Source organism: Pseudomonas sp. P9_31 (assembly GCF_034008235.1).
Lineage (GTDB): Bacteria > Pseudomonadota > Gammaproteobacteria > Pseudomonadales > Pseudomonadaceae > Aquipseudomonas.
Window position 1 is genome coordinate 1,922,417 of record NZ_CP125375.1, and the last position, 22,128, is coordinate 1,944,544.

At 60.6% G+C, this 22,128-nt stretch carries 20 protein-coding genes; 15 read left to right on the forward strand and 5 right to left on the reverse strand.

Annotated elements, in window-relative coordinates:
* Positions 1 to 48 precede the first annotated feature (48 nt).
* A complete protein-coding gene (locus tag QMK51_RS08725) occupies positions 49 to 1,044 on the reverse strand; it encodes a glycosyltransferase family 2 protein (protein ID WP_320393758.1) in 996 nt (331 codons plus the stop codon).
* Positions 1,045 to 1,342: 298 nt separating this feature from the next.
* On the opposite strand from QMK51_RS08725, the gene QMK51_RS08730 reads away from it, so the two are divergent.
* The 6 genes from QMK51_RS08730 to QMK51_RS08755 all read left to right on the forward strand — a co-directional run bounded on the left by QMK51_RS08730 (position 1,343) and on the right by QMK51_RS08755 (position 7,687).
* Positions 1,343 to 3,337, forward strand: a complete 1,995-nt coding sequence (locus tag QMK51_RS08730) for a nucleoside-diphosphate sugar epimerase/dehydratase (protein WP_320393759.1) — start codon at positions 1,343 to 1,345, stop codon at positions 3,335 to 3,337.
* Between the two features lie 113 nt (positions 3,338 to 3,450).
* Positions 3,451 to 3,786: a helix-hairpin-helix domain-containing protein gene (locus tag QMK51_RS08735; protein WP_320393760.1), complete on the forward strand. Its 336-nt coding sequence runs from the start codon at positions 3,451 to 3,453 to the stop codon at positions 3,784 to 3,786.
* Between the two features lie 207 nt (positions 3,787 to 3,993).
* Positions 3,994 to 4,788, forward strand: a complete 795-nt coding sequence (locus tag QMK51_RS08740) for an SDR family oxidoreductase (RefSeq protein ID WP_320393761.1) — start codon at positions 3,994 to 3,996, stop codon at positions 4,786 to 4,788.
* Positions 4,789 to 4,820: 32 nt separating this feature from the next.
* Positions 4,821 to 6,095, forward strand: a complete 1,275-nt coding sequence (gene fabF, locus QMK51_RS08745; protein ID WP_320393762.1) for a beta-ketoacyl-ACP synthase II — start codon at positions 4,821 to 4,823, stop codon at positions 6,093 to 6,095.
* A gap of 70 nt (positions 6,096 to 6,165) precedes the next feature.
* Positions 6,166 to 6,819, forward strand: coding sequence for a GntR family transcriptional regulator (locus QMK51_RS08750; RefSeq protein WP_320393763.1), 654 nt, complete (start codon positions 6,166 to 6,168; stop codon positions 6,817 to 6,819).
* Between the two features lie 16 nt (positions 6,820 to 6,835).
* Positions 6,836 to 7,687 (forward strand): urea carboxylase-associated family protein, encoded by an 852-nt coding sequence (locus tag QMK51_RS08755; protein WP_320393764.1) that lies wholly within the window; start codon positions 6,836 to 6,838, stop codon positions 7,685 to 7,687.
* A 98-nt stretch (positions 7,688 to 7,785) separates the two neighbouring features.
* On the opposite strand, the gene QMK51_RS08760 is transcribed toward QMK51_RS08755, so the two are convergent.
* Both QMK51_RS08760 and eat read right to left on the reverse strand, forming a co-directional pair.
* Positions 7,786 to 7,953, reverse strand: a complete 168-nt coding sequence (locus QMK51_RS08760; protein WP_080932608.1) for a DUF2897 family protein — start codon at positions 7,951 to 7,953, stop codon at positions 7,786 to 7,788.
* Positions 7,954 to 8,097: 144 nt separating this feature from the next.
* Positions 8,098 to 9,462, reverse strand: coding sequence for an ethanolamine permease (gene eat, locus QMK51_RS08765; RefSeq protein ID WP_320393765.1), 1,365 nt, complete (start codon positions 9,460 to 9,462; stop codon positions 8,098 to 8,100).
* A 474-nt stretch (positions 9,463 to 9,936) separates the two neighbouring features.
* Between eat and kdpF the strand changes: the two genes are divergently transcribed.
* The 6 genes from kdpF to QMK51_RS08795 all read left to right on the forward strand — a co-directional run bounded on the left by kdpF (position 9,937) and on the right by QMK51_RS08795 (position 18,113).
* Positions 9,937 to 10,026, forward strand: coding sequence for a K(+)-transporting ATPase subunit F (gene kdpF, locus QMK51_RS08770; RefSeq protein WP_007899818.1), 90 nt, complete (start codon positions 9,937 to 9,939; stop codon positions 10,024 to 10,026).
* Positions 10,027 to 10,034: 8 nt separating this feature from the next.
* Positions 10,035 to 11,729 (forward strand): potassium-transporting ATPase subunit KdpA, encoded by a 1,695-nt coding sequence (kdpA, locus tag QMK51_RS08775; protein ID WP_320393766.1) that lies wholly within the window; start codon positions 10,035 to 10,037, stop codon positions 11,727 to 11,729.
* A gap of 10 nt (positions 11,730 to 11,739) precedes the next feature.
* The gene (gene kdpB / locus QMK51_RS08780) at positions 11,740 to 13,797 is read left to right on the forward strand and encodes a potassium-transporting ATPase subunit KdpB (protein WP_320393767.1); all 2,058 of its coding nucleotides are present in this window, start codon (positions 11,740 to 11,742) and stop codon (positions 13,795 to 13,797) included.
* Between the two features lie 212 nt (positions 13,798 to 14,009).
* Positions 14,010 to 14,555, forward strand: a complete 546-nt coding sequence (kdpC, locus tag QMK51_RS08785) for a potassium-transporting ATPase subunit KdpC (RefSeq protein WP_320393768.1) — start codon at positions 14,010 to 14,012, stop codon at positions 14,553 to 14,555.
* A gap of 159 nt (positions 14,556 to 14,714) precedes the next feature.
* On the forward strand, positions 14,715 to 17,366 hold the full coding sequence (locus QMK51_RS08790) for a sensor histidine kinase KdpD (RefSeq protein WP_320393769.1): 2,652 nt from the start codon (positions 14,715 to 14,717) through the stop codon (positions 17,364 to 17,366).
* A 48-nt stretch (positions 17,367 to 17,414) separates the two neighbouring features.
* A complete protein-coding gene (locus tag QMK51_RS08795; RefSeq protein WP_320393770.1) occupies positions 17,415 to 18,113 on the forward strand; it encodes a response regulator in 699 nt (232 codons plus the stop codon).
* Positions 18,114 to 18,256: 143 nt separating this feature from the next.
* Here the strand turns inward: QMK51_RS08795 and QMK51_RS08800 are convergent, their stop codons facing one another.
* The gene (locus tag QMK51_RS08800) at positions 18,257 to 19,297 is read right to left on the reverse strand and encodes a patatin-like phospholipase family protein (protein ID WP_320393771.1); all 1,041 of its coding nucleotides are present in this window, start codon (positions 19,295 to 19,297) and stop codon (positions 18,257 to 18,259) included.
* 221 nt (positions 19,298 to 19,518) lie between these two features.
* On the opposite strand from QMK51_RS08800, the gene QMK51_RS08805 reads away from it, so the two are divergent.
* The 3 genes from QMK51_RS08805 (at position 19,519) to QMK51_RS08815 (ending at position 21,657) form a co-directional block, all read left to right on the forward strand.
* Positions 19,519 to 19,797 (forward strand): hypothetical protein, encoded by a 279-nt coding sequence (locus QMK51_RS08805; RefSeq protein WP_258699722.1) that lies wholly within the window; start codon positions 19,519 to 19,521, stop codon positions 19,795 to 19,797.
* A gap of 46 nt (positions 19,798 to 19,843) precedes the next feature.
* Positions 19,844 to 20,611 (forward strand): CHAD domain-containing protein, encoded by a 768-nt coding sequence (locus QMK51_RS08810; protein ID WP_320393772.1) that lies wholly within the window; start codon positions 19,844 to 19,846, stop codon positions 20,609 to 20,611.
* A gap of 224 nt (positions 20,612 to 20,835) precedes the next feature.
* Positions 20,836 to 21,657 carry a thioesterase family protein gene (locus tag QMK51_RS08815; RefSeq protein ID WP_320393773.1) on the forward strand — a complete coding sequence of 274 codons (822 nt, stop codon included), beginning with the start codon at positions 20,836 to 20,838 and terminating at the stop codon, positions 21,655 to 21,657.
* Here QMK51_RS08815 and QMK51_RS08820 read toward each other — a convergent pair whose 3' ends face one another.
* Positions 21,658 to 22,026, reverse strand: a complete 369-nt coding sequence (locus tag QMK51_RS08820) for a terminase (protein ID WP_258699783.1) — start codon at positions 22,024 to 22,026, stop codon at positions 21,658 to 21,660. It abuts the gene before it with no gap.
* Positions 22,027 to 22,128 lie beyond the last annotated feature (102 nt).

The window sequence follows — 22,128 nt, forward strand, 5'->3', positions numbered from 1 at the left end:
AGCGTTTTTTTGAAGAGGGCACCTTGTATCGGTGCCCTTTGTGTCGATTTAAATCTTGTTCAGGCAGATGGCCAGAATGAGGCTGATGTTGCCCGCCAGGGTCTGGCGATAAACACCTGATTTTTTCATGAGGCGAAACCTCTTGAAAATAGAGCTTTGACGCCCTTGTCTGAAGTCATTCAATGTCTGCCTATTCACCGGGGTCAGCTCCCCTTCAAGCAACTCAAGAATCTGCACATTCGAATCACTCCAGCGGCTGAAGCGTCCGTCGATCAACTTACCGATACGTATCATGCGTTCTTTGAAGCCGGAGTTGGCACCGATGACATTGCCACCGTGCTGGCGATAGTCCAGCGTCGGCTCTGAATCGTAGATGACGTTTCCACCACAGGCTGTCGTCAAAAGATAGGTAAGCCAGTCGTGCGCAACGATGGTCATGGCGTGTGGAATCTTGTTCAAGAGGTCCCGTGCTGCACCATTGAGGAGCATAGTATTGGCACCGGCGATGCTTTGGATCAGCGCATTCTGGAAGACCGGGGTTCGTTTGAAGTCGGGTGAAAAACCAATGATTTTCCGGTTTTCATCGATCAGGCGAGTGCGGGAGCAGTACAGGGCCGGCAGATGGGTGGGCAACGACTCCAATTGTCGGATGCTTCTTTCCAGCTTGTTATTGAACCAGATATCGTCCTGATCGCTGAATGCGAAAAAGTCAGCTTTTATATTCTCGTTTCTTACCAGCGACATGAAGTTTTCAGCAAAACCGGCGCGTGGACCGCTGAACACTTGTATGCGTTGCGTGTTGATCAGGTCCTGGTAATTTTCCAGCAGTGCAAGGGTTCCATCGGTAGAGCCATCATCAGAAATGTATAGCGTCCATTTTTGATGGGTCTGGGCAATGAAAGAATCAATTTGCTCTTTGAGAAATGTGTAGCCGTTAAACGTGCACAGAAGTATCGCTACTTCAGGAGAGGTCGGTGAATTCCTCGAGTTTTCGACGAATAGCTCAGCGTCTGATCTACCGGACAGGGGCGGTTGCTGGTCCATGCGTCCTCGCATCGTGGGTTTAAAAATAGCATTGTCAGTGTGTAAAAAAAGACTGATGCCTACTTGACATCATCCCGAGTGATAGAACCGGCATCGGGGATGCGCACAGGACGTGCATTTTATCTGTCTGGAAGGTTTAATCTCTACTCTTTTACGCTCTACTAGCGACTAGAGTGAATGCGCGATGCGCGCCCGGGCACCTGGCGCCTGCTTCGCTTGTCGAAGGAATTGTTCTGTGACTGTGGTGCAATCCCTGCATGGTTTGGACTAACTGAGATCAAAAATGGAAGGAAGGGGAATGGACAGACTGCGGATATTCCTTTTGGGAATGCCTCGTCAGAGAAAGCGACTGATTCAGGTGATCATGGACGTGTTCCTGGTCTGGATCTCGCTGTGGGGTTCGTTCGTGGTTCGTTTGGGTATAGACGACCTGCTTGAGCCTCTGAGGGCTCACCTGTGGTTGTTTCTCAGCGCGCCGGTGATTGCGATTCCTCTGTTCATTCGGTTTGGCATGTATCGGGCAGTCATGCGCTACTTTGGCAATGATGCGCTGATTGCCATTATCAAGGCGGTCAGCCTTTCTGCGCTCATCCTGGCGGTGGTCGTTTTCTGGTATAGCAACCACCAGGCCGTCGTCCCGCGTTCCATCATCTTCAATTACTGGTGGCTAAGCCTCGTCATCATCGGCGGCCTGCGCCTGTGCATGCGCCAATACTTCATGGGCGACTGGTTCACCGCCGCCCAGCACGTACCGTTCACCAATCGCGACGATGGTCTGACGAAAGTCGCCATCTATGGTGCGGGCGTCGCAGGTAACCAGCTCGTAGCGGCACTTCGCATGGGCCGGGTGATGCGCCCAGTGGCCTTTATCGACGACGACCCCAGTATCGCTGATCGCTCTATTTCGGGTTTGCAAGTCTACAAACCCAGACACATCCAACAAATGATCGACGTCACCGGCGCCCAGGAAATCCTCTTGGCCCTGCCGTCATCTACCCGCGCACGACGCCGGGAAATTCTCAATCTGCTGGAGGCTTACCCCCTTCACGTGCGAAGTGTTCCGAACTTCACCGATCTGGCCAGCGGTCGGGTCAAGGTTGAAGACATTCAGGAAGTGGATATTGCCGATTTGCTGGGCCGGGATGCCGTGCCAGCCCAGGCCGATTTGCTCGAGCGCTGTATCAAAGGCAAGACAGTGATGGTCACTGGCGCTGGCGGATCGATCGGTTCGGAGCTGTGCCGGCAGATTTTCTCCCTTGGCCCGACCACGCTTATTCTGTTCGAACACGGCGAGTTCAACCTCTACAGCATCCTGTCGGAACTGGAGCAGCGCGGCTGCCGTGATTCGGTGTCGGTCAAGTTGCTGCCCATCCTCGGCTCCATCCGTCACCCGCACAAACTGCTCGATGTGATGAAGACCTGGCGCGTGGATACCGTTTATCACGCGGCCGCTTATAAACATGTGCCAATGGTCGAGCACAATATCGCTGAAGGCGTGCTCAACAATGTCATGGGTACCTTGAACACCGCTCAGGCTGCCTTGCAGTCGGGTGTGGCCAACTTCGTGCTGATCTCCACCGACAAGGCCGTACGCCCGACCAACATCATGGGCAGCACCAAGCGTCTGGCGGAGTTGACCCTTCAGGCCCTCAGTCGTGAACTCGCCCCGGTACTGTTCGGTGACAAGGCTAACGTATCCAGGGTCAACAAAACCCGTTTCACGATGGTCCGCTTTGGCAACGTGTTGGGATCGTCCGGTTCGGTGATCCCGTTGTTCCACAGCCAGATCAAGTCCGGTGGGCCATTGACGGTCACGCACCCGAAAATCACCCGCTACTTCATGACCATTCCCGAAGCCGCGCAGCTGGTGATCCAGGCCGGTTCCATGGGGCAGGGCGGCGACGTGTTCGTGCTGGACATGGGCGAACCGGTGAAGATTGTCGAACTGGCGGAGAAGATGATTCACCTGTCCGGTTTGAGCATCCGTTCCGAGCGAAATCCCCAAGGCGATATTTCGATCGAGTTTACGGGCCTGCGTCCGGGAGAGAAGCTCTACGAAGAGTTACTGATCGGCGATAACGTTGCAGCGACGCCACATCCGATGATCATGACCGCCAACGAAGACCATTTGCCCTGGGACGTGCTCAAGGGCCGTTTGACTGAGCTGTTGTTGGCTGTCGAGGAGGATGATTACTCCCGCGTGCGCCAGCTCCTGCGCGAAACGGTCAGCGGCTACACCCCCGACGGTGAGATCGTCGACTGGATCCACCAGCAACGTCGCCTCGAGCCCTGATTGTTTCACATCCTGTAACGGACACATTTTTGACAGCTCCATCACATCGCCTAAGTTTGGGAGGCAGCTTCGGAAAAGCTGCTTCTTCCAATTGATGTCATGGAGCTTCATTTATGCGTACTGGCTATTTCTACTCTCTGGTTTTTGCCCTGCTCACCAGCGCCTCCATTGCGGCCATCGCTGCGCCGACGGCTGCGCCAGAGGCTGCCAAGGCTCCCTTGATGCTGGACGTTGCCGCCAAGGCTCTAACCGCCAAGGTCGATCTCAATGGGGCCGATGCGTCGACCCTGCAACGTGAGTTGTCCGGGATCGGTGAGGCGAAGGCCAAGGCGATTGTTGCTTATCGTGAGAGTAATGGGCCATTTTCGTCTGTCGACGAATTGCTGGAAGTGAAGGGGATCGGCAAAGCCATTCTGGACAAGAATCGCGAGAGGCTGGAAGTGAACTAAGCTTGTAAGTCCACGCCAAGAGGCCGGTCATTGACCGGCCTTTTTTGCTTATTGCCGCAGCGAACCACCTGGCACCTTCCATCGGAATGCAAAAAATTACGGCTATCATATGTCGTATGTATTATGCCTATAATAAAATCGTCATTCGCTGAAGCACCCTGATATTCGGGCCTTCGCCTTCCTCAAGTATCCTCCAGGAGCACTGTCATGAATTCTGTCCAGACCCAAGGTACGGCCCTTGTCACCGGTGCTTCTTCCGGTATCGGTGCGGTTTACGCGCAACGGTTGGCGGCGCGTGGTTTTGATTTGTTGCTGGTGGCCCGTGATCAGGAACGGCTGGAGGCTGCAGCGACCAAGTTGCGCGCCGAGCATGGTGTTCAGGTGGAGGTGCTCAAGGCGGATCTGACGCAAAAGGATGATGTATTGAAGCTTGAGCAGCGTCTGCGCAGCGATTCGAGTATCAGTCTGTTGCTCAATAACGCCGGTGTCGCGGCGGATGGTTTGCTCGCCAACGCCGACATGGATCAGCTGGAGCGTTTGATTCAGTTGAACGTCACCACGGTGACGCGGCTGGCCTCGGCAGCGGCGGCCGGTTTTTCCAAGGCCGGTCGCGGGACGATCATCAATATTGCCTCCGTGGTGGCGTTGATTCCTGAGCGGTTCAACGCGACGTATAGCGCGAGCAAGGCTTATGTGTTGAGCCTGACTCAGTCGTTGAACGCCGAGCTTGCGGGCACGGGGGTACAGGTTCAAGCGGTGTTGCCGGGCGTAACGCGTACCGAGATCCTGGAGCGTTCCGGTATCGATGCGACCCAGATTCCGGCGGACATGATCATGGAAGCGGGGGAGATGGTCGACGCGGCGTTATCGGGTCTGGACCAGGGTGAGTTGATCACCATTCCTTCGTTACCGAATGCTTCCGAGTGGGAGGCTTTTATGGCGGCGCGTCATGCGATGGCGCCGAATCTGTCCAGAAGCACGGCCGCAACGCGCTACAAGTGAGGCACCATGAATCGGCTTGAGGTATTTGCGTTATGAGTAATCGTCGAGTGGTGGTCACGGGCATGGGCCTGGTGTCGCCGTTGGGTAGTGGCGTCGAAGCGGTTTGGGCGCGTCTGTTGGCCGGGCGCTCCGGGTTGCGGGCGTTGCCGGACGAGGTGGTTGTCGATCTGCCGGCCAAGGTCGGAGGCGCGGTGCAAACCCTGGCGGAAGATCCCGAGGCGGGTTTTGATCCGGATCGGGCGACGTCGCCCAAAGAGCAGAAGAAGATGGACCGCTTCATCCTGTTTGCCATGGAGGCGGCGCGTCAGGCGCTGGAGCAGGCCGATTGGCAAGCGCTGGATGCCAATGCCCAGGAGCGCACGGCCACCATCATCGGCTCGGGCGTGGGTGGTTTTGGCGCGATTGCCGACGCGGTGCGCACCACTGACAGCCGTGGCCCGCGACGTTTGTCGCCGTTCACCATCCCTTCGTTTCTGGTCAACCTCGCGGCGGGGCATGTGTCGATCCAGCACGGTTTCAAAGGCCCGTTGGGGGCTCCGGTAACGGCGTGCGCGGCCGGGGTTCAGGCGATTGGTGACGCGGCGCGGTTGATTCGATGTGGCGAGGCGGACATTGCGGTGTGTGGCGGTGCGGAGGCGGCGATCGATCGTGTCAGCCTCGCCGGGTTTGCGGCGGCTCGAGCCTTGTCCAGCGGTTACAACGACACACCGGAGCGCGCCTCGCGGCCGTTCGACAGTGGCCGCGATGGCTTTGTGATGGGCGAGGGCTCGGGCCTTCTGGTGATCGAATCCCTGGAGCATGCCCTGGCGCGGGGGGCTCAGCCATTGGCCGAGCTGGTCGGTTACGGCACCAGCGCCGATGCCTATCACCTGACCGCGGGGCCGGAGGATGGCAGTGGCGCGCGTCGGGCGATGTCGCTGGCGTTGGCCCAGGCGGGCATTTCGCCGGCGCAGGTGCAGCATCTCAACGCTCACGCGACCTCGACTCCGGTCGGGGATTTGGGGGAATTGGCGGCCATCAAGTCGTTGTTCGGCTCGGACAATAAGATAGCCGTGACATCGACCAAGTCCGCGACCGGGCATTTGCTCGGCGCCGCTGGCGGGATCGAGGCGATCTTTACCCTGTTGGCGATCCGCGATCAGGTTGCGCCGGCGACGCTCAATTTCGATAACCCGGATCCGGCGGCGCAAGGGGTGGACATCGTTCACGGTCAGGCACGTCCGATGGCCATCGAGTACGCGTTGTCCAACGGCTTCGGATTTGGCGGCGTGAACGCCAGTGTGTTGTTCAAACGCTGGGAGGGCTAGTTCACAGGGATGGCACGAATAGTGATTACTCATTCGCTGACGATTGTTGAACAATCACGAGGCATTGAGTATGAGCAGCGGACTGTCCCTGGCCGACCACATCACATTGGAGTTACGCGCTGACATCATCGGTGGTCGTTTGCTGCCTGGCATGGCGCTGGTGGAAAACGATCTGGTGTCGGCTTATAACGCCTCGCGAAACACGATTCGCGAGGCGTTGCACCGTCTGGGGCAGGAAGGGCTGACCCGTTATGTCCGCAACAAGGGCGTGATGGTGCGCAGGCTGGGAGTCGATGATGTGCGCGATCTGTTCAAGGTCCGTCGCACTCTGGAACTGCAAGCCATCAGCGCCAGTCAGCCACTGCGTGAGTATCAGTCCGACCGGATGCTCGAAGCCCTGGAGGCCACCGAGTTGGCCCGGGAGCGTGAGGACTGGCGCGCGGTCGGCACCCACAGCCTGGCATTTCACCAACACATCGTCGGATTGCTGCGCAGTCCATTGTTCGATGAGTTCTTCACCAACGTCGTTGCGCAACTGCGCCTGGTGTTTTGCACCGCTCCCGATGAATCACGTTTTCAAGCGCCCTGGCTGGCGCGCGACCGGCAGATACATGACTTGTTGGCCGACGGTGACAAACGTGCGGCAGAGGAGGCCATGGGCCTTTATCTCGACGACTCCGAACAGCTCCTGTTGCAGATGCTTGCTCCTTCTTCCCATCACTGATCGAGGATTTTGTGCCATGTACAAAGACTATCCGGCGGCCTATCAAGTCAGCAAAGGCTCGGCCTTGCAGGTGGACACAGCCTTCTACGAGAGAGTCCGGGACAAAAAGGAGGGGCGCACGCTTATCGAGCAGTTTGAAGTGCCGATCCGCACCGGCCGCGCCTGGAATGTGCCGGCGGGGCATGTGTTCAGGGTCACGACGCCTGTCGGCCCGCAAGTCGGAGACTTCAATGTCTGGAATGCCCACGACCCGCGCGAACGCTTGTGGGCCGCGCGGACCCGGCAGTTGCAAGGGGCGCATGTCAGCACCCATGACCGGCTCTGGTCGAACCTGCCCTTTTTACGACCGCTGGTGACCATTACCGACGACAGCCTGGCGGGTTACGGCATCGACGAACATGGCGGGCGTTTGCACGATTTGCTGGGGACGCGCTGCGATCCCTATGTGAACAAAATGCTCACGGGCGAGGATTTCCATCATCACTGCCACTCCAATCTGACTCGCGCAGTGTTGCCCCATGGCCTGACCGAGTTCGACGTGCATGATGTGCTGAACATTTTTCAGTGCACCGGCCTGAATCACGACGACATGTACTTCATGAAAGCCTGCCCGGCACAGAAGGGCGATTACCTGGAGTTCTTTGCCGAGATTGATTTGCTGTGCGCGCTCTCGACTTGCCCGGGTGGCGATTTGTCACTGGCCATGTGGGGACCGGATGCACAGGACCCGCTGAGCGTGTGTCGCCCGCTGGGGGTGGAGATTTATCGGTTGGAGGATTCGTTGCTTGAGGGCTGGAGCCAGCCGGAGCGTGCGGCTTACAAAGGGTTGCATGGCTTGCACATTGCCAAGGCCGATTGGGAAAAATAAGAGCTAATAGCAAGAGCAAAAAGACCGCAGCCTTCGGTAGCTCCTACAGGGAAACGCATATTCCGCGTAGGAGCTGCCGAAGGCTGCGATCTTTTGATCTAGCGGTCCTGCGCATCCTTGGCATCCGCTTCCGCGTTTCGTTCGGCGACGCGTTTACGTTGCTCTTCAGTCAATTCGACCTTGTCGGCGGTGTCGCGCAGCATCATCAAACCGCCAACGATCGAGCCTATGGCAACGATCAGAATCAACCAGGCATACCAAGGCATAGGAGTTCTCCTTAAGGGCAAACCGGTGGGCAAGGGTTTCGCCAACCGATCGTGCTTACCACTTTTGAGCGATCAATTTTCGCAGTGGTTCCATTCTATGCCTGATATGCCGTAGCCGCCGCACAACCTTGACACGGCGACTGTTTAAAGTCCCGTCAACATCGCATCCGCCGGCGCATCGGCACGTAGTTGCGCGGTGAGCATGAAGTACACGAAACCCACCGCCATGAATCCAAGGAAGATCAACCCGATCAAGGTGTTGAACCAGGCCATCGCCACCAGGCAAACCACCGCCAGCACCAGCGCAATGAATGGCAGCAACGGGTAGCAGGGTGCGCGGAAAGTGCGTTCCAGGTTCGGTTCGGTTTTGCGCAGTTTAAACAGGCTGAGCATGCTCATGATGTACATCACGATCGCGCCGAATACCGCCATGGTGATCATCGCCGCCGTCAGTGTCATGCCGCCGAGGTTGATCAGGCCGTCGCTGTAGATCGCCGCGATGCCGATCACACCACCGGCGATGATTGCCCGGTGTGGGGTCTGGAAGCGCGACAGTTTGGCCAGGGAGGCCGGCAGGTAACCGGCCCGGGCCAGCGCAAAGAACTGCCGCGAGTAGCCGAGGATGATCCCGTGGAAACTCGCCACCAGGCCAAACAGGCCGATCCACACCAGCATGTGCAACCAGCCGGAGCTTTCGCCGACCACGGCTTTCATGGCTTGTGGCAGCGGATCGTTGATGTTCGACAGGGTGCGCCAGTCGCCGACACCACCGGCAAAGAACATCACGCCCATCGCCAGTAGCACCAAAGTCAGAATGCCGCTGATGTAGGCCTTGGGAATCGTGCGTTTCGGGTCCTTGGCTTCTTCGGCGGCCATGGCGGCGCCTTCGATGGCCAGGAAGAACCAGATGGCAAACGGAATCGCCGCGAACATCCCGGCAATCGCCGGCGCACTGAACACATCAGAACCGGCCCAGCCATTGAGCGCGAAGTTACTGAAGCTGAACGCCGGGGCGACCACGCCCATGAATACCAGCAATTCCACAACCGCCAGCACGCAGACCACCAGTTCGAAGGTAGCGGCCAGTTTCACGCCGAGGATGTTCAGGCCCATGAACACGATGTAGGCGCCGACCGCTGCGTGTTTCGGGTCGAGGGCAGGAAATTGCACGTTCAGGTAGGCACCGATCGCCAGGGCAATCGCCGGTGGGGCGAAAACGAATTCGATCAGGGTCGCCAGCCCGGCAATCAATCCACCTTTTTCGCCAAAGGCGCGGCGGCTGTAGGCAAAGGGACCACCGGCATGGGGAATCGCCGTGGTCAGTTCGGTGAAACTGAAGATGAAGCAGGTGTACATCGTGGCGACCATGAACGAGGTCACCAGAAAACCGAGTGTGCCGGCCACGCCCCAGCCGTAACTCCAGCCGAAGTACTCACCGGAAATCACCAGCCCGACCGCGATACCCCACAGGTGCAGCGTGCCCAGCGTGGGTTTGAGTTGTGTGTTCATGTGTTGCCCCCTGAACGGTTTGGAAAAGCTCGGGGGAGGGCGTGTGCAGCGGGCGTGCCATTTTTCAGATGGGCGTCGTAAAGCGCTGGAAGCTGTCGTATCGAGGATGTTCGCGGCTGGATGGGCGCTTTTTGTGCGCCAGTTGGGGGCGTTGTCGGCCGTTATGCCGTCTTCGCGGGCAAGCCTCGCTCCTACAGGGGACGGTGGTGCATCGACAAACGCATATCCTTGTGGACCGCCATCGCGGGCAATCCCGCTCCCACAATGGAATGCGTTTGCCCGGAAATCACAAAAACCTGTGGGAGCGGGCTTGCCCGCGATGAGGCCCGCCCGAACACCGCTGTAACAAAGCCATAAAACCCACTCTTTACGCATTCTTTATGCCCCGCCACCTCCCTCGATCTCGCGCCTTTACAGCCTCCCTGCAGACAATCACTCCACACGCGGCAATACGCCGTAACACGGAGAACTTCCATGAGCGTTCTGGACGGAGTGTCACTGCTATTGGCAGTGGGGCTGTTCATTTATCTGTTGGTTGCGCTGTTGCGCGCGGACCGGAACTAGGAGCGGCTATGCACAGTTATGACTATTGGCTGATCCTCGCCTTCTTCGCCGTGGTGCTGATTCCGGCACCGTTTCTGGGGCGCTTCTACTACAAGGTGATGGAAGGGCAGCGCACCTGGCTTTCGCCGATTCTTGGCCCGGTGGAGCGTGGTTGCTATCGGGTGGCCGGCGTCGATCCGCAGGCCGAGCAGAGCTGGCAGAAATACACCCTGGCCTTGCTCGCGTTCAACCTCGCGGGCTTTTTGCTGTTGTTCGCGATCCTGCTGTTTCAGGACCACTTGCCGCTGAACCCGCAAAACCTGCCGGGTCAAGAGTGGACGCTGGCGTTCAACACCGCTGTCAGCTTCATGACCAACACCAACTGGCAGGCTTACAGCGGCGAAGCATCCCTGAGCTACTTGAGCCAGATGGTCGGCCTCACCGTGCAGAACTTCGTCAGCGCCGCCACTGGTTTGGCGGTGTTGGTTGCGCTGTGTCGCGGCATTGGTCGCAAGTCGACCAAAACCCTGGGCAACTTCTGGGTCGACATGACTCGCGCCACCCTCTACGGGCTGTTGCCATTGTGCTTACTGCTGGCGCTGTACCTGGTGTGGCAGGGTGTGCCGCAAACCTTCGCGCAGTATGTGAATGCCGTGACCATGCAGGGCGTCGATCAGGTGATCCCGCTCGGCCCGGCTGCCAGCCAAATCGCGATCAAGCAACTGGGCACCAACGGCGGTGGCTTCTTCGGCGTCAACTCGGCGCACCCGTTCGAGAACCCGACGGCGTGGAGCAACCTGTTCGAAGTCGCCTCGATCATTCTGATCCCGGTGGCACTGGTGTTCACTTTTGGCCATTACGTGAAAGACCTGCGTCAGAGCCGCGCGATCATCGCCTGCATGCTGGCGTTGTTTTTGATCGGCGGTGCGACGTCGTTGTGGGCTGAATATCAACCCAATCCGACCCTGGCCAACGTCGCCGTCGAACAGACCGCGCCGCTGGAAGGCAAGGAAGCGCGCTTTGGCACCACCGCCACCGTGCTGTGGTCGGTCACCACTACCGCGGCGTCGAACGGTTCGGTCAACGGCATGCACGACAGCCTCAACCCGCTGAGCGGCATGGTCGCGATGGTCAACATGATGGTCGGCGAAGTGATCTTCGGCGGCGTCGGCGCCGGGCTCTACGGCATGTTGCTTAACGTGCTGATCGCGGTGTTCCTCGCCGGGCTGATGATCGGCCGCACCCCGGAATACCTTGGCAAGAAACTGCAAGCGAAGGAAGTTCAGTTGCTGGTGGTGACCTTGTTGGTGATGCCGGTGGGCGTGCTGGTGCTGGGGGCGATTGCCGCCAGCTTGCCTGGCCCGGTGGCGGCGGTGAGCAACCCCGGCGCTCACGGTTTTAGCCAGTTGCTTTATGCCTACACCTCGGCCAGTGCCAACAACGGTTCGGCGTTTGGTGGCTTCGGGGCGAACACCGCGTTCCACAACCTGATGCTGGGGCTGGGCATGTTGATCGGGCGCTTCGGCTACATCCTTCCGGTACTGGCCCTGGCCGGCAGCCTGGCGATGAAGAAAACCGCCCCTATCGGTCAGAACAGCTTCCCGACCCATGGCCCGCTGTTCGTGACCTTGCTGACCGTGACCATTTTGCTGGTGGGTGGTTTGACCTTCCTGCCGACTTTGGCGCTGGGTCCTATTGCTGAACACCTGAGCCTGGGCTTCTAAGGAGTCAATGATGAATATGCCCGCAACGAAAGCCGCCGTCGTCAAGGCGCCGGAACAACCGAAAACTGCGATCTCGGCCCTCTGGCGCCCGGCGCTGGTGCAAGCGTTCGTCAAGCTCGACCCACGGCAATTGCAGCGTGCGCCGGTGATGCTGGTGGTGGAACTGACCGCGATCCTCACCACCGTGCTGTGCTTCATTCCCGACACTGCCGTGTCGACCTTCGTCGCCGCGCAAATCGCGTTGTGGCTGTGGTTCACCGTGCTGTTCGCCAACTTCGCCGAAGCACTGGCCGAAGGTCGCGGCAAGGCCCGCGCAGACAGCCTCAAGGCCGGCAGCGAAGGCTTGAGCGCCCGGCGCAAAAATGCCAATGGCAGCTTCCAGGTGGTGCCCGCCACCAGCCTGCGCAAGGGCGATGTGGTGCGCGTCGAAGCGGGGGAGATGATTCCCGGTGACGGCGAGGTGATCGAGGGCATCGCGGCGGTCAATGAAGCGGCGATTACCGGTGAATCGGCCCCCGTGATTCGCGAGTCCGGCGGCGACCGCTCGGCCGTCACCGGCAACACTCGATTGGTGTCCGATTGGCTGCTGGTGCGCATCACTGCCAACCCCGGCGAGTCGACCCTGGACCGCATGATCGCGCTGGTCGAAGGCGCCAAACGCCAGAAAACCCCCAACGAAGTCGCGCTGGATATCCTGCTGATCGGCCTGACCCTGATCTTTCTGCTGGTGGTAGTGACCCTGCAACCGTTCGCCCACTTCGCCAACGGCAACCTGCCGCTGGTGTTCCTGGTGGCGCTATTGGTGACGCTGATTCCGACCACCATTGGTGGCTTGCTGTCGGCCATCGGGATTGCCGGTATGGACCGCCTGGTGCGACTGAACGTGATCGCCAAATCCGGTCGCGCCGTGGAAGCGGCGGGTGACGTACACGTCCTGCTGCTGGACAAGACCGGCACCATCACCTTCGGCAATCGTCGCTGCTCCGCGGTCTATGCCGCGCCTGGCGTCAGCGCCAGGGAACTGGCCGAAGGTGCGTTGTTCGCTTCCCTGGCCGATGACACGGCTGAAGGCAAATCCATCGTCGACTACCTGCGCGGCCTTCACCCGCAACCCGAGCCGTCCGCCGAGCTGCTGACCGCTGTGCCGTTCAGCGCGGAAACCCGCCTGTCCGGTGTCGACTATCAGGGCCGGGTCTATCGCAAGGGCGCGGTGGATTCGCTGCTGGCCTTCGTCGGCCTGAAACGCGCCGATCTGGCAGCACCTCTGTCCCGGGAAATCGACAAGATCGCTCAGAGCGGTGGTACGCCGTTGCTGGTGTGCGCCGACGGCAAATTGCTCGGTGTCATTCACCTCAAGGACGTGGTTAAACCCGGTATTCGTGAGCGTTTCGCCGAGCTGCGCAAACTGGGGATTCGCACCGTCATGGTGACCGGTGACAACCCGCTGACCGCCGCCGCGATTGCCGCCGAAGCGGGCGTGGATGATGTGCTGGCCGAAGCCACGCCGGAGAAAAAACTGGCGCGCATTCGCCATGAGCAGAACGACGGTCGGCTGGTTGCCATGTGCGGCGACGGCGCCAACGACGCCCCGGCCCTGGCCCAGGCGGACGTCGGTATGGCGATGAACGACGGTACGCAAGCGGCGCGCGAGGCGGCCAACATGGTCGACCTCGACAGCGACCCGACCAAGCTGCTGGATGTGGTGCAAATCGGCAAGGAGTTGCTGGTGACCCGCGGTGCGCTCACCACCTTTTCCATCGCCAACGATGTGGCCAAGTACTTCGCGATCCTGCCCGCGCTGTTCGCCTCGATCTATCCCCAACTGGGTGTGCTCAACGTCATGCACCTGAGCAGTCCGCAGAGCGCGATTCTCTCGGCGATTGTGTTCAACGCCTTGATCATCGTCGTGCTGATTCCATTGGCGCTGCGGGGGGTGCGAGTTCAAGCGGCGAGTGCGGCGGCGTTGCTGCGGCGCAATCTGCTGATCTATGGACTGGGCGGGATTCTGGTGCCGTTCGTGGGGATCAAGGCGATCGACATGTTGCTGACGGCGTTGCATCTGGTTTAGCGGTTGTTGCTTGAGGCAGGGGCTTTTTGTGGCGAGGGAGCTTGCTCCCGCAGGGCTGCGAAGCGGCCCCACCTCAGGCCACCGTGTTTATTCAGGCACAGCGCATTCACCGGGTTTACGACTGCTGCGCAGCCGAGCGGGAGCAAGCTCCCTCGCCACAGGTGATGTGTGCCTTCCGAGTGATGAGTATTCTTCGAATCGAGGATTTTGAAATGTCCACACTGATACGTCCGGCCCTGAGCCTGCTAGTGCTGATGACCCTGATCACCGGCGTCGCCTATCCCTTGGTGGTGACCGGCGTCGCCCAGGTTGCCTTCCCGGACCAGGCCAATGGCAGCCTGGTGCGCGACGCTGACGGCAAGGTCCGCGGCTCGTCGCTGATCGCCCAGGATTTCGTCGGCGACGCCTGGTTCCATCCACGGCCATCGGCCGGTGCCTTTGCCACCGTGTCGAGCAGCGCCAGCAACTTCTCGCCGAGCAATCCGGCGCTGGCCACTCGGGTTATCGACGAGGCCAATAAATTGCAGGTGCCAGGCCAGGGCCCGGTGCCGTTGGCCTTGCTGACCACTTCCGGCAGCGGCCTCGATCCGCACTTGCCACCGGCCGCGATTGCCTATCAACTGGCGCGTGTCGCGGCGGCACGCAATCTGCCGGTGACTACGCTTGAACAACTGCTGGACGCGCACATCGAGCAGCCGTTGGTGGGGCCGCCGGTGGTGAATGTGTTGGCGTTGAATAGGGCGTTGGAAAAGTTGTAAGTCGGTGGCGCTGGCAATCGCGAGCAGGCTCGCTCCCACAGGGGATCTTCGTTGACCACAAATTGTGCGTACGACAGCTATCTAATTGTGGGAGCGAGCCTGCTCGCGATGACGGCTCAAAGGCACCACATCAACATCTGAAAAAAGAGAGCTTCAAGCATGAGTGACTCCGGCCGCGCCGATGCGCTGTTAGCAGACCTGCCCCGCGATGGCCGTGGCCGGCTCAAGGTGTTCCTTGGCGCGGCCCCGGGCGTCGGCAAGACCTACGCCATGCTGCAAGCTGCCCACACTCAACTGCGTCAGGGCGTGAAAGTCATGGCCGGGGTTGTTGAAACCCACGGCCGCGCCGAAACCGAAGCGCTACTCGCGGGTTTACCGCAGCAACCGTTGGTGCGCTCGGAATACCGCGGTGTGATGCTCGAAGAAATGGACCTCGACGGCTTGCTCGCCGCCAAACCGAAACTGGTGCTGGTCGACGAACTGGCCCACAGCAATGCCCCCGGCAGTCGTCACACCAAACGCTGGCAAGACATCCAGGAGCTGCTGGCCGCCGGCATCGACGTGTTCACCACGGTCAACGTCCAGCATCTGGAAAGTCTCAACGATCAGGTGCGCGGCATCACCGGCGTACAGGTGCGCGAAACCCTGCCGGACTGGGTGTTGCAAGAAGCCTACGAACTGCTGTTGATCGACCTGCCGCCGCGTGAATTGCTGGAGCGTCTGCGCGACGGCAAAGTCTACGTGCCGGAGCAGGCGCGGGCGGCCATCGATGCATTCTTCACCCAGACCAACCTCACCGCCCTGCGCGAACTGGCGATGCAAACCGCTGCGGCTCAAGTCGATGACGATCTGGCCCAGGGTTATCGCCAGTTGGGACAGGCCGCACCGGCCGTGCGCGGTCGTTTGCTGGTGGGGGTCGATGGCGATGCTCAGGCCGAGCGTCTGGTGCGTCACGCCAGTCGCGTCGCCCAGCGCCGGCATCTGCCGTGGAGCCTGGTGCATGTGGACAACGGCCGCGTGCGCGACGAGCAGTCGCGCCTGCGCCTGCAAAACGCTCAGCAACTGGCCGAACGCCTCGGGGGGGAAGTGGTGTTGCTGCGCGCCGGTGAGGTGGTGAAAACCTTGATCCAGCACGCCGCCGAACGTCGCGCCAGTCTGATATTGGTGGGGCAGTCCCGCCAGCGTTTGCGTCGACGGTTGTTCGGCGGTGGTCTGGCCTCACGTTTACTGCGTGATGCCCGCGGGCTGGAAATCAACGTGCTCGACAGCGATCACGAACAGCATCAGCCGCGCCAACGCTCGGCGCAATCGCTGGTCTGGTTCGACTACGCGTTGGCGCTGGTGGCGACGCTGCTCGCCAGTGCCCTGGCTTGGGCGGTGTCGAGCGTTTTGCCGTTGCCCAACATTTCGCTGGTGTTCCTCGCGGCGGTGTTGCTGGTGGCGGTGCGCAGCAGCCTCGGCCCGGCGCTGGCCTGCGCGGCGCTGTCGTTTCTGACCTATGACTTTCTGTTCATTCCACCGAAATTCTCATTTGCCATCCAGCGCGAAGAAGACGTGCTGACCTTGCTGTTCTTCCTGTTGATGGCGGCCCTCACCGGCAACCTGGCGGCGCGACAACGGCGGCAATTGCAGGCGTTGCGCGACACTCAGGAAGAAACCAGCGAACTGCTCGACCTGTCGCGCAAACTCACCGCCGCCACCGACCGTCAGGCGGTGGTCAGCGCTGCGGCGCAGCACCTCAATGGCTGGACCGACCTGAAACTGTGCCTGCTCAATCGCGATGGACAGAGCGGCTGGAAAGTCGAAACCGGTGGGCCGCTGGAGTTTTCCGAAGCCGAGCGCGCCGCCGCCGATTGGGCCTGGCAACACGACCAACCGGCCGGCGCGGGCACCGGTACCTTGCCGTTCGGGCGCTGGTGGTGGTGGCCGTTGTCGGTGGACGACGGGCCGCTGGCGCTGCTCGGCGTGTGTGCCAAAGAGGGCCAGACCCTGAGTGGCCAGCGTCGGCGTTTGCTGACCGCGCTGAGCCAACCGCTGGCCCAGGCGTTGGCCCGGGCGCAACTGGCCGATGACCTTGAAGCGGCGCGCTTGCATGGCGAAACCGAGCAACTGCGCAGCGCGCTGCTGGCCTCGGTGTCCCACGATTTGCGTACACCGCTGACTTCCATGCGCGGCAGCATCGACAGCCTGCTGGCGCTGGGCGAGGCGATTCCGCTTGCGGACCGCCGCGAACTGCTCGAAGGCACCCGTGATGAAGCCGAACGGCTGGATCGCTACATTCAAAACCTGCTGGACATGACTCGCCTCGGTCACGGCGCCCTGAAGCTGGCGCGGGACTGGGTGTCGCCGGCAGACATCGTCGGCAGTTCGCTCAATCGTCTGCGCGCGGTGCTGGCGTCGTTGCAAGTCATTACCGAAGTGCCGGCCGAGCTGCCGCTGCTCTATGTGCATGCCGCGTTGATCGAACAAGCACTGGTCAACGTGCTGGAAAACGCCGCACGTTTCTCACCGCCCCACGGGCGTCTTGAATTGCGTGCCGGCACCACTGACAGCGAATTGTTTTTTTCGGTGAGCGATGAGGGGCCGGGGATTCCGGAGGAGGAACGGGCGAAGGTTTTCGACATGTTCTACACCGCCGCGCGCGGCGATCGCGGCGGGCAGGGCACCGGGCTGGGGCTGGCGATCTGTCAGGGCATGGTCGGTGCCCATGGCGGGCGGATCAGCATCGCCGACGGTATTGAAGGGCGCGGCACCTGCATCACGCTGCACCTGCCGTTGCAGACTCAGCCGGGATTGGACAGTGAAGCCTGAACCCGCCTGCGCTACTCTCTTGCCACCTCTTTGTGTTGATGTGAATTCATGAGCCAGACCGCGACCATTTTGGTCATCGACGACGAACCGCAGATCCGCAAATTCCTGCGCATCAGCCTGGCCTCCCAAGGCTACAAAGTGCTGGAAGCCGGCACCGGCACGGAAGGCCTGGCCCAGGCCGCGTTGAACAAACCCGACCTGCTGGTGCTCGACCTCGGCCTCCCGGACATGGACGGCCAACAGGTGCTGCGCGAGTTTCGCGAATGGTCGACGGTGCCAGTGCTGGTGCTCTCGGTGCGCGCCAGCGAAGGGCAGAAAGTCCAAGCCCTGGACGGTGGCGCCAACGACTACGTGACCAAGCCGTTCGGCATCCAGGAATTTCTGGCCCGCGTGCGCGCCTTGTTGCGTCAGGCACCGACGGGAGAGGCCCAGGAAGCGGCGCTCTATTTCGGCCCGCTCACCGTGGACCTGGCTTATCGCCGGGTGCTATTGGACGGCGCCGAAGTGGCGCTGACGCGCAAGGAATACGCCGTGCTGGCGCAACTGGCACGGCACCCGGGGCGGGTCATCACCCAGCAGCAATTGCTCAAGGACATCTGGGGGCCGACCCACACAGAAGACAGCCACTATCTGCGGATAGTGGTGGGGCACTTGCGACAGAAACTGGCGGACGATCCGACTCAGCCACGGTTCATCGTCACCGAGGCGGGGGTTGGGTATCGGTTGTTGAGTGAGGGTAGCCTTTAGGTTTTGTGGTGAATTTTCTGGCCCCATCGCGAGCAGGCTCGCTCCCACATTTGATCTTCGGTGGACACAAAATTTGTGTATCACTTAAATCCCTGTGGGAGCGAGCCTGCTCGCGATGGGGCCCTTTGATTCACCCGAGAACCTCAAGATTCCCGCTCATTCTCATACCGATCCAGCGTATCGCGCGCGATCTCGCGCCCCAGCGCGATCAACTCCGGCGCCTTGTAAAACTCGAAAAACCGGCACACCCGCTTGGGCACGTTGATCAGGATATCCGGCGGATACCCGGCAATCTTGTACTGCGCCAATGACGTCTGCATCACCTCGAAACTCTGGTTGATCAGGTCCAGCAAGGACGCCGGCCCCACATTGTCGATGATGATCGACCCGGTGGCGGACTTTGGTGCGCCATTGCTTTCCGGGGCCGCCGCCGGTTGCTGGGCTTGGGGCTCGGCGGATTCGATCCACGGGTTGATCTCGGCGGCTTCTGCCATCAACGCTTCTTTTTCCAGCAGCAGCAATTGTTCGGCCTGTTTACGGCGGAATGGCATCTTCGAACCCAGCGAGTTGATCAGGCTGTCGAACCGAGACCTGAACGCCGCGGGGCGCTGAATCACCGGCAATTGATAGTGACGCTGGTTGGTGGAGTTGAGGTTGACCGCGATGATCAGGTCGCAATGGCTCGACACCACTGGCACGATCGGCAACGGATTGAGGATACCGCCGTCCACCAGCATTCGATTGCCCTGCATCACGGGCGTGAACAGGCTGGGAATCGCCGCCGAGGCGCGCATGGCCTGGTGCAGACAACCTTCCTGGAACCAGATTTCCTGCTGGTTGGTCAGGTCCGTGGCCACGGCCGTATAGGGAATGCGCAGGTCTTCGATATTGATCTCGCCGACGATCTTGCGGATCTGCCCGAAGACCTTCTCCCCGCGGATCGCGCCCAGGCGAAAGCTGACGTCCACCAGACGCAACACGTCGAGGTAATCCAGGCTCTCGATCCAGTCGCGATAATCGTTGAGTTTACCGGCGGCATAGATCCCGCCGACCACCGCGCCCATGGAACAACCGGCGATGCAGGCGATGTCGTAGCCGCGCCGTTCGATTTCTTCAATGACGCCAATATGGGCGTAGCCCCGGGCGCCACCCGAGCCCAACACCAGTGCGACACGCTTTTTCATGAATCGACCTCTCTGACAAGGCTCAACAATGCACCCATCGAGGGGCACGCTTCAATCGCTACGGTCGTTCGACAGGGCCAGTGCGTCGTTTTTTGATACTCCGGGAAGGTGAATGGGTATTCTCGCGAGCGCTATAGTTTCCACAGCAGGTACAAGGCACTTTTCCCGCGCCAGAGCGGTCTTACCTGCACGACTGTTTACCTATCTTTGAGGTGTGAGTGATGAAAGCCTGGATCTGTGTGCCGATGATTGCCCTGGCACTGGCCGGTTGTGCCGGTAAAACCGCTTACCGTGACAGCTGCGGTAGCCAGCTCGACGCCGCCTGGCATGAACTGGACCTGGCCAAGGTCGAGGGCTTCGCCGGGACCGTCAGCTACTCCAAGGCGCTGTCGTTGCTGACTGGTGCCAAGACCCAGCAGCAATTCGAAGCCTACGAGGGCTGCTCCAGGAAGGCCGAGAAGGCCCGCTTCTACATTCGTGAGTCCCGCGCCGGCCGTTGAGGCATGATGGAGCGTACTTGGGGCAATTCGATTCAGGGAGCACGCGATGTCGGCCTTGGTTGATCGGTTGGTGGCTCATGTAGTGGGCCTGGAGGTCCGTTTGCTGGCCTGTCAGGCTCGCTTGAGTGTCCGTACCGACTCGGAAGCGCTGCACGACCTGCGCACCACTGTGCGCCGGTTGCGCAGCCTGCTGCGGCCCTTGCGCGGTTTGCCCGGGGTCGAACAGCTGGAGGCGGCGTCGTCCCGGGTCGGCCAACTGACCACACCGTTGCGCGATCGTGAAGTGCTGGCGGCGTACTTGCTCCAGCACGATCAACCCGAGGCCGCGCACCGGCGCATGGCGCGGATGGCCGAGGCTTATCCAGCGGTGGCGACGAGCCCGGAGCTGGCACAGTTGCTGATGATCCTTGACGCGTTTCCGCGTTTCCTGCGGGCCTCTCAGCGCCAGGGCTTGCTCAAGGGCTTGCGCAAACGCATCGAAAAACGCTTGGCCAAACAATGGAAGAAACTCGATCAGGCCCTGCATGACCCGGCCCATGACCGCCATCGTCTGCGTCTGCTGATCAAGCGCGTGCGCTATGGCATCGAAGCCTACCCCGAACTGGATCGTTTGCCGGAAGCGGCCCTGCCCAGACTGAAGTCGGCCCAGGCGGCGTTGGGCGATTGGCACGACAGCTGGCAGTGGCTGGCCCGCGCCCGGGAAGAGCCCGATTTGCAGCCGTGTGTTGCCACCTGGAAAACCACCATGGCCAAGGCCGAAGAGCGCGCCGACCGCGTTCTCGACAAACTCAGCGCCGCCTGCTTCAAATCCTGAACCCCCCACAAACCCAATGTGGGCTTGCTCGCGAAAGCGGTCTGACATTCAACATAGGCGTTGAATGTTGTGCCCTCTTCGCGAGCAAGCCCGCTTCCACATTAGTTTGTGTGTTCCTGTCAGGTACGGCTCATCTGTCAGTGATTTTGGCCGGAATAAGCGCTGTGCCTGCCTTGCGGGCTGGTTAAGATCGCTCCATCCATTTCCCTGTCTCTGAGGTTCCCATGCGCTTTTCCGATCTGCTCGACGCTGTTCGCAGCCAGCCGCAGGAAGTGTCTATTCCGGCCGAATGGGGCCAGGGGCGGGCGAGTTTTGGGGGGCTGATAGCCGCCTTGCAGTACGAAGCCATGCGCGCAAAAGTCCCGGCGGATCGCCCGGTGCGCTCGCTGGCAATCACCTTTGTCGGCCCGGTCGAGCCCGATGTGCCGGTCAGTTTTGAAGTCGATGTATTGCGTGAAGGCAAAGCCGTCAGCCAGGTGCTGGGCCGGGCTCTGCAGAAGGGGCAAGTGGTGACGTTGGTCCAGGGTAGCTTCGGTGCCTCGCGACCGTCCGAAGTGGTCGTCACGGCCAACCCGGCTCCCGAGATGAAGCACTGGGACGACTGCCAGGAACTGCCGTACCTCAAAGGCGTGACCCCGGAATTCATGCGTTACCTGGCCATGCGCTGGAGTGTTGGTGGCATGCCGTTCACCGGTAACAAATCACGGGACATGGGGGGATGGGTGCGCTTGCGTGGGGATGGGGATGGGGATGGGGATGGGGAGGGCGAGGGCGAGGCGGTCAGCGAGGCGCATATTCTGGCGCTGGTCGACGCTTGGCCGCCGGCCTTGTTGTCGCACCTGAAGAAACCGGCGGCGGGCAGCACGCTGACCTGGACCATCGAATTCGTCCAGCCGTTGCTTGCGTTGAGCACGCTGGACTGGTGCAAGTACCTGGTGGACATCGAGCATGCCGCAGACGGCTACGGACACGCCGCCGCGAAACTGTGGAGCGAAGACGGTCAGTTGATCGCCATGAGTCGGCAGACCGTCACGATTTTCGCCTGATCAGCGATGGCGACGGTGCCGCTCACGCCAGGCGCGCCACCAGCCGCCACTGAAGAAAAATCGTGGGAAGGTCAGGAACTGCTCGACCAGCAAGCGTGATACGGCGTCTTTGCGATCACTGAATGGTTCGGAGGCTTGCGCCTCCAGGCTGTGACCGTGACGCTGCAGGCCCAGGGCGGCGAGCAGGCCGATGACACCGATCGCGACGCTCGCCAGATCCAGGCTGAACACCCCCGAGACCATCAGCAAAAACGCCACGATGAACAACGGCACGGCAATCAGGTGCAACACCAGATTGGTCGGGTGCTGGTGATTGTGCGGGTACGCTCGCCATTGCCAGGCGGGAAGGTTGGGGTGACGTTTACCCATGATGCTTATCCTTGGTTCGTTGAGGCTCATGAACAAAGGATAGGTCGGGCGAAAGCCGTCGGCGAATCAAGGCTGGCTATCGAAGTGATAGGGGTCATGGGC

Coding starts and splice junctions, on each gene's coding strand:
- QMK51_RS08810 (WP_320393772.1), top strand. CDS start 19,844: ATGTCGGCCTTGGTTGATCGGTTGGTGGCTCATGTAGTGGGCCTGGAG.
- QMK51_RS08815 (WP_320393773.1), top strand. CDS start 20,836: ATGCGCTTTTCCGATCTGCTCGACGCTGTTCGCAGCCAGCCGCAGGAA.
- QMK51_RS08725 (WP_320393758.1), bottom strand. CDS start 1,044: ATGGACCAGCAACCGCCCCTGTCCGGTAGATCAGACGCTGAGCTATTC.
- kdpC (WP_320393768.1), top strand. CDS start 14,010: ATGTCCACACTGATACGTCCGGCCCTGAGCCTGCTAGTGCTGATGACC.
- QMK51_RS08740 (WP_320393761.1), top strand. CDS start 3,994: ATGAATTCTGTCCAGACCCAAGGTACGGCCCTTGTCACCGGTGCTTCT.
- QMK51_RS08755 (WP_320393764.1), top strand. CDS start 6,836: ATGTACAAAGACTATCCGGCGGCCTATCAAGTCAGCAAAGGCTCGGCC.
- kdpA (WP_320393766.1), top strand. CDS start 10,035: ATGCACAGTTATGACTATTGGCTGATCCTCGCCTTCTTCGCCGTGGTG.
- QMK51_RS08730 (WP_320393759.1), top strand. CDS start 1,343: ATGGACAGACTGCGGATATTCCTTTTGGGAATGCCTCGTCAGAGAAAG.
- QMK51_RS08800 (WP_320393771.1), bottom strand. CDS start 19,297: ATGAAAAAGCGTGTCGCACTGGTGTTGGGCTCGGGTGGCGCCCGGGGC.
- fabF (WP_320393762.1), top strand. CDS start 4,821: ATGAGTAATCGTCGAGTGGTGGTCACGGGCATGGGCCTGGTGTCGCCG.
- QMK51_RS08790 (WP_320393769.1), top strand. CDS start 14,715: ATGAGTGACTCCGGCCGCGCCGATGCGCTGTTAGCAGACCTGCCCCGC.
- QMK51_RS08805 (WP_258699722.1), top strand. CDS start 19,519: ATGAAAGCCTGGATCTGTGTGCCGATGATTGCCCTGGCACTGGCCGGT.
- QMK51_RS08735 (WP_320393760.1), top strand. CDS start 3,451: ATGCGTACTGGCTATTTCTACTCTCTGGTTTTTGCCCTGCTCACCAGC.
- eat (WP_320393765.1), bottom strand. CDS start 9,462: ATGAACACACAACTCAAACCCACGCTGGGCACGCTGCACCTGTGGGGT.
- QMK51_RS08760 (WP_080932608.1), bottom strand. CDS start 7,953: ATGCCTTGGTATGCCTGGTTGATTCTGATCGTTGCCATAGGCTCGATC.
- kdpF (WP_007899818.1), top strand. CDS start 9,937: ATGAGCGTTCTGGACGGAGTGTCACTGCTATTGGCAGTGGGGCTGTTC.
- QMK51_RS08820 (WP_258699783.1), bottom strand. CDS start 22,026: ATGGGTAAACGTCACCCCAACCTTCCCGCCTGGCAATGGCGAGCGTAC.
- QMK51_RS08750 (WP_320393763.1), top strand. CDS start 6,166: ATGAGCAGCGGACTGTCCCTGGCCGACCACATCACATTGGAGTTACGC.
- QMK51_RS08795 (WP_320393770.1), top strand. CDS start 17,415: ATGAGCCAGACCGCGACCATTTTGGTCATCGACGACGAACCGCAGATC.
- kdpB (WP_320393767.1), top strand. CDS start 11,740: ATGAATATGCCCGCAACGAAAGCCGCCGTCGTCAAGGCGCCGGAACAA.